Source organism: Maricaulis sp. (assembly GCF_015665295.1).
In the GTDB taxonomy this organism is placed as follows: domain Bacteria; phylum Pseudomonadota; class Alphaproteobacteria; order Caulobacterales; family Maricaulaceae; genus Maricaulis.
The window spans coordinates 23,871-30,397 of sequence record NZ_JADFAJ010000035.1; the positions used below are offsets into that span (position 1 = coordinate 23,871).

The 6,527-nt window shown below is 64.6% G+C and carries 3 protein-coding genes, 1 tRNA gene and 2 pseudogenes; 3 read left to right on the forward strand and 3 right to left on the reverse strand.

From position 1 onward, the window contains the following. Positions 1-41 precede the first annotated feature (41 nt). The 3 genes from QZZ02_RS13605 to QZZ02_RS13615 form a co-directional block, all read right to left on the reverse strand. A complete protein-coding gene (locus QZZ02_RS13605) occupies positions 42-563 on the reverse strand; it encodes a GNAT family N-acetyltransferase (RefSeq protein ID WP_291845195.1) in 522 nt (173 codons plus the stop codon). Between the two features lie 120 nt (positions 564-683). Further along, a complete protein-coding gene (gene rpmA, locus QZZ02_RS13610; RefSeq protein WP_291845196.1) occupies positions 684-953 on the reverse strand; it encodes a 50S ribosomal protein L27 in 270 nt (89 codons plus the stop codon). 15 nt (positions 954-968) lie between these two features. Further along, positions 969-1,595, reverse strand: coding sequence for a 50S ribosomal protein L21 (locus QZZ02_RS13615; protein ID WP_291845197.1), 627 nt, complete (start codon positions 1,593-1,595; stop codon positions 969-971). Positions 1,596-1,864: 269 nt separating this feature from the next. On the opposite strand from QZZ02_RS13615, the gene QZZ02_RS13620 reads away from it, so the two are divergent. The 3 genes and pseudogenes from QZZ02_RS13620 to QZZ02_RS13630 all read left to right on the forward strand — a co-directional run. Next, positions 1,865-1,954 (forward strand) — tRNA-Ser (locus QZZ02_RS13620). A 142-nt stretch (positions 1,955-2,096) separates the two neighbouring features. Next, positions 2,097-2,792: pseudogene (locus QZZ02_RS13625) on the forward strand (IS6 family transposase). A gap of 197 nt (positions 2,793-2,989) precedes the next feature. Further along, a pseudogene (locus tag QZZ02_RS13630) lies at positions 2,990-6,527 on the forward strand (hypothetical protein); the annotation flags it as partial.

The following is a 6,527-nucleotide window of genomic DNA, read 5'->3' on the forward strand; positions in this document are numbered from 1 at the left end:
AGCGGTTTCTGCGTCGCTTGGCACGTGCCCAACAGGGCGGGCTACAAGGCCAGCGAAAGCTCATGCATGTCTGCCGGACCCATGCGCGCCATCGAGAAGGCACGAACGCCATCACCCTGATGGACAAAGCCGAGCTTCTCGAGCACGCGCCCGGAGGCCGGGTTGTCCTTGTAGTATCCGGCGATGAGGCGGCGAGTTCCCAGGCTGTCGCGGGCGAAGTCCACCAGGCCGTGACCGAGCTCGGTTGCCAGGCCTTGACCCCACCAAGGCTTGCCGATCCAGTAGCCAATCTCCCAGTCGGCGTCCGGCTTCCGCTTGAAAACGCCGCCGCCACCGATCACTTCGCCATCCATCACGACGGTCAGCGAGAGATTGCCGCCCGGTTGCCAGCTGGCTCGCGTTGTCAGCACCCAGATCTCCGCAGCCAGCTCCGGATAGGGATGCGGCACGCGGGCTGTGTTCTTGGCAACGTCAAAATCACCTAGATAGGTGGCGATACTCGCCGCATCTTCCAGGACTGGAAGACGCATCACCAGGCGTTCGGTCTCGATCCGCGGGCCCATGACCCTCTCCTCGACGGGGAACAAAACAAAAGGGGAGGCGGTGGTCCGTCTCCCCTTTCACGCGTCTGGCGCTGTCGGACCCTGCCTGTTCAAGACACGGTCCGAATATGTGCGAACCGCTTATTCCGCTGCTTTGGCGACCGGCTCGACAGAGACGAAAGACTTGCCACCGGATTTCTTCGCGAAAACGACGCGGCCTTCGGTAAGTGCGAAGAGGGTGTGGTCCTTGCCCATGCCGACATTGGCGCCCGGATTCACCTTGGTACCGCGCTGGCGCACGATGATGTTGCCCGGAATTACTTCCTGGCCACCGAACTTCTTCACACCAAGGCGGCGACCTGCGGAGTCGCGACCGTTACGGGATGAACCGCCTGCTTTTTTGTGAGCCATTGATCAGTCCTCCGATTACTTGGCCAGCGCCTTGGCGGCGTTGATCCAGTCGTTTTTCTCAGCCTTGGTCTTGAGACCGGTGATGGTCTCGCTCAGGGCGTCCAGGTCGGCGTCGGTCCAGGCCGCGATCTGCGCGAACGTGGTGATGCCGGCTTCGTTCAACTTGGTGGCGAGGGCGGGGCCCACACCTGTCAGCTCGGTCAGAGCGTCGGCCGCGGCCGCTTTCGGCGCAGACGCCTTCTCTGCCTTCGGAGCAGTCTTCGCCTTGGGGGCTTCGGCAGACTTCGGAGCAGCCGTTGTCGACTTCAGGGCCGTCTTGGCCTTCTCGCCCGGTGCAACGATTTCCGCGATCCGAACGACGGTGCCCCACTGACGGTGGCCCTTCGTCCGGCGGTAATTCTGGCGACGGCGCTTCTTGAAGACGATGATCTTGCGGGCGCGATTGGTGTCAATGAGCTCGCCGATCACTTGGGCGCCATCAACGGTCGGCGAACCGACCGTCACGCCGGCTTCAGAGCCGAGCATCAGAACGTCACCGAGGTCGAGCGTGTCGCCAGCGGCGCCTTCGAGCTTCTCGATGCGAATTTCGTCGCCAGCGGCAACGCGGTATTGCTTACCGCCGGTCTTGATCACAGCAAACATGATCGTGTCTATCCTTGTATCCGATCCGTCCGGCTACCCCGGGATCACCTCGATCCTGTCGGCCCGGCGGGTCCTTTTTCTTCACTCCGTATGCCCGGAGCGTTGTTCATGATTTATGGGCCCGGAGCGGCAGGCCGCACGAGCAGGAGCGGGCGTTATACGCATGCCCGTCAAAGAGTCAACGCAAAGCGCAGTGCGCAATCCTGCATGAGCACAGTTATCAGGCCTTGATTTTGTGCCGCCAGTCGGCCAAAACCCCGCTTCCCCGCGGAGAGGTGCCGGAGTGGTCGATCGGGGCGGTCTCGAAAACCGTTGAGCGCGCAAGCGTTCCGAGGGTTCGAATCCCTCTCTCTCCGCCATTTGTCTTCCTGAAATAATTAGATAAAAACGCGCTGCGCAATTCCTGCGGCGCTTCCGCACCTTCGCGGACTTTCCCCTCTGGTGGCAGTGTCAGAGGAACTTCGGCTTGAGCGTCAGGTGGGGGTTTCCTGGCCTCATCTGATGGGTAACTCATTCAAGTATTTCAAAACGTCGCCCGAGATCATCCGTCCCGCAGTAATGATGCATGTCCGGTTCCCGCTCTCTCTTCGCAACGTCGAGGATCTGTTGCACGAGCGCGGTATCGACATCACACACGAGACGGTTCGGTTTTGGTGGAACCGGTTCGGATCAATGTTCGCAAAATCGATCCGAAAGTGCCGCGCTCAGAACGCGGATTACTCGAACTGGACCTGGCATCTCGGCGAGGTTTTCGTGAAGATCAATGGCGAGCCCCACTACCTCTGGCGGGCCGTCGATCACGAGGGTGAAGTGATGGAGGCGTTCGTCACCAAAAGCCGGGATCGCAAGGCAGCGCTGAAGTTTCTGCGCAAGACGATGAAGCGGTACGGTTTGCCCAGTGAGGTCGTTACGGATCGACTTGGATCGTACAAGGCGGCGCTGCGTGAGCTTCGAAACCCAGGCGTTCAGGTAACTTGGAGGTGGCTCAATAATCGGGCCGAGAACTCGCATCAGCCGCTAAGGCGGTGAGAGAAAGTCATGAACCGGTTTAGGTCGACGCGAAGTCTGCAGAAATTCGCCGCCATTCAGTCTTCCATCCATAATCGCTTCAATCTCGAACGCCACTTTTACTCACGATCAGACTTCAAGGAAAACCGTACCCAAGCCCTGTTCGAATGGCGTCAACTTGCGGCTTGAGATAGGATCAAAGCGGGTCTTTCGAGGCCGATGCGCTTTAGTCTGACGGCACCGCAATTCGCCTCTCGGGATGCTGACATATATGTACCCCTGCGGGCCAAACCCGAGTAATTCTCTGTCTGTTGATTGATTTCCTTAACCTTCGCGGGCTTGACTGTGCGCGCGGCCCGTCAGGGAGCTGGGGGGAAATCATGGGCATGACCAACAATATTGCGCCGGTACGCCGGTCGCTGCGCGCCAATTTTCTGGGCAGCGCCGGTGCGGCAGCACTGATAGCGGCGGTCTCCAGCGCTGCGGCGATGGCCCAAGCCCCGGCGGGCGATATCCGGGCCGGCCTGCACGCCGGTCTCAATGTTGAAACCAGTTTCTCCCTGAATGACAGCGCCAAGCCGGCCGGCAGCAAGCGACAGGCCGGGCCACCGCCTGCGGCGCCGACCTATGCCGTCGGCGACTCCATCGTCAATCCACTAGACGGCACCGTGCTGATCGTGCGCGAAGTGTTCGAATTTGCCGTGCGTGCCAGCAGTGCCGCCGACCCTGACGTCGGCAATCTCCTGATCCTCACCTCTGTTCGCGTCGGCGATATCATCACCTCCCCCGGTGATCCGACCGCCGATCCGGTCATTCCGCCGACCGAGCGCGAGATCGCCTCGGTCACCCTGCATCCCACCAACGGGCTGGTGATCTCGGTGACCTTCGTCGGTGGCGAGACGCGCAACGTCGTCACGGTCGCCAATTTTGCACCGCCAGGTGCGCCGGATCCGGCCGACTTCGTTCCCGGTCTGAACGATCTGAACAACCAGATATTCGTGACACAGGGCGATGGCGGGCGCGGCGGCAGCACCGGGGCGTTGTTTGTTTCGGCCGGCAATGGCCGCCAGGGCAGTCCGGGCAACCCGATCACGGCGGAAGTCGGTGCGGGCGAGCCGGACATCACGACGGTCAGCGACAATTTGCCGGGCATTGTCGCGCTCAGTATTGGCGGCAATGGCGGGCCTGGCGGCTCCGGCTATCTCGGCGCCAGCGGCGGCGGCGGCGGTTCGGGCGGCGCAGGTGGCGATGTCGAGCTGACTTCCCGCGTCGGCAATATCAGCACCGGCGGCACTCAATCGCACGGCGTCGTGGCGCAGAGCCGCAGTGGCGTCGCCGGCGCAGGCGGCACCGGTTATCTCTTCTCTTCCGGCGGTGCCGGCGGGGCGGGCAGCAATGGCGGCAGCGCTACAGTGTTCAATTACAGCTCCATCCAGACGACAGGCAGCGGGGCCATCGGCGTGTTCGCACAGAGCCTGGGCGGCGGCGCCGGGGCCGGCGGCGGCAGCTATGGAGTATTCGGGGCAGCGGGCGACGGCGACACTGGCGGCAATGGCGGCACGGCGACCGCCTGGAATTTCGGCCAGGTCGCCACGCGCGGCGACGACGCCTATGGCGTCAGCGCCCAAAGCATCGGGGGTATCGGGGGGAATTCAGGCAATTCCGCCGGTTTGCTCACCTTCACCTCGAATGCCGCCCCCGGCGGCAGCGGCGGCTCGGCGACCGTCCATGCCCAGACAGGTTCCTCGGTGAATACCGCCGGCAATGGCGCCTATGGCCTGTTTGCCCAGTCGGTCGGCGGCGGCGGCGGCAATGGCGGATTCAGCTCCGGCTTCTCGTCGCTCGGTTCCAATGGCGGTGCCGGCGGCGATGGCGCGGCAGCGAACATCTATGTCCAGGACCTCAGTTTCGTCACCACGACCGGTGACTATGCCCATGGTGTGTTTGCGCAGTCGATCGGCGGCGGCGGCGGCAATTCCGGCGTTACGGCCGGGGTCGTCTCCTTTGGCGGCAATGGCAGTGGCGGCGGCACAGGCGGCGTGGTGACGGTTGAATCCGATGGCGTCATTCTCACCGACGGCCTCGATTCGCGCGGCATCTTTGCGCAATCGGTTGGCGGGGGTGGCGGCACCGCGCTGGGAACGGGGGGCATTGTGTCCTTCGGCGGTTCGGGCGGTGCAGGTGGACGCTCCAGCTATGTCGAAGTGACGACGCTCGCCAATAGCAGCATCACCACGCTGCAGCGCGGCAGCGACGGCATTTTCGTGCAATCGGTCGGCGGCGGTGGCGGCGCGGGCTCGACCTCGGGCGGCGTCTTCGCCATGGGTGGGCGCGGCGGCAATGGCGGCGGTGGCGGCAATGTCCTCGTCGATAATGGCGGCCTGATCTCGACCTCGGGCGCCTATGCGCGAGGGATTTTCGCGCAGTCGATCGGTGGCGGCGGCGGCGCTGGCGGCGATGCCGGCGGCCTGGTTGCGGTTGGCGGCGGCGGTGGCGCCGGCGGCGGTGTCGAAGGCGAAGTCTCGATCGGCGGCAATGGCCTGGCCCTGCTCAATGCCCTGGGCCAGCTCAACGATAATCGCGGCGGCCAGGTAGACGTCACCAACCGCGGCACGATCACTACCCGCGGCAATATGGCTTCGGCCATCCAGGCCCAGTCGGTTGGCGGCGGTGGCGGCGATGGCGGTTCCACGGGCGGTGTGTTCGTCACCATTGGCGGCGGCGGTGGGGCTGGCGGCGATTCCGGCGTCGTCAATGTCGACAATTATGGCAATCTCTCCACCGGCATGCGCGAGATCAATCTCGCCACCGGCCTGCGGGATCGCGGCGGCAATCTGATCTCGGGCAATGATTCCCACGGTATTTTCGCGCAATCGGTCGGCGGCGGCGGCGGCAGCGGCGGCTCTAGCACCTCGGTCAGCCTGTTTGCCGGTCTCGCGATCGGCGGCGCCGGCGCGGCTGGCGGCGATGGCGGCGAAGTCAATGTGCATTTTCACGATCGCGTCATCACCCTGGCCGGGGTTCCGGTCTTTACCCGGGCACTGATCCAGACCCAGGGCGACCGCGCCCGCGGCCTGTTCGCGCAATCGGTCGGCGGCGGCGGCGGCAGCGGCGGCTTCGCGTCCCAGACCTCCATCGGGTTTGGCGCTGCGGTCAGCGTCGCAATCGGCGGCTCCGGTGCCGGTGGCGGCGAGGGCGGCGTTGTCAATGTCGATGGCGATGTCGACATCCACACCGTCGGCGATTCGGCCGAGGGCATGCTGATCCAGTCGGTTGGCGGCGGTGGCGGCAGCGGCGGCTTTTCCAGCGCCGTGGCGGTCAGCGCATCGCCGGGGCCGGCCGTGTCTGTGGCCGTGTCGATCGGCGGCAGCGCTGGTGCGGGCGGCGAAGGCGGCGAAGTGAATGTCGATGCCGGCGGTTCGATTTTTACCGAAGGCGAGTTCTCCAACGGCTTCCAGGCGCAGTCGGTTGGCGGCGGTGGCGGCAGCGGCGGTTTCAGCATCAGCGCAGCGGTAGCTGTTGGCGCCGTGGCGGGTATCGCAGTCGGCGTCGGGGTCGGAGGATCCGGCGGGTCGGGCGGTGAAGGTGGTGTTGTCGATGCCAGTTTCGACGGCTCCATTACCACGCTCGGCGATGATGCGCTGGGGGCCCTGATACAGTCGGTTGGCGGCGGTGGCGGCACGGGCGGCTACAATGTAACCGTCGCGGTCGGCGCCGGCAGTGTAGGCGGTGCCGCTGTTGGCGTCGGGGTTGGAGGCAGCGGCGGCGGCGGCGGTCATGGCGGAACAGTGACCGGCGGTATCGGTGATCTGGTGCACACACATGGTGCCCGTTCGACCGGCGTGCTGATCCAGTCGGTTGGCGGCGGTGGCGGCGATGGCGGCTTCAATGTCACGGCAACAGTTGCCGCGGGCGGCGCCGCGG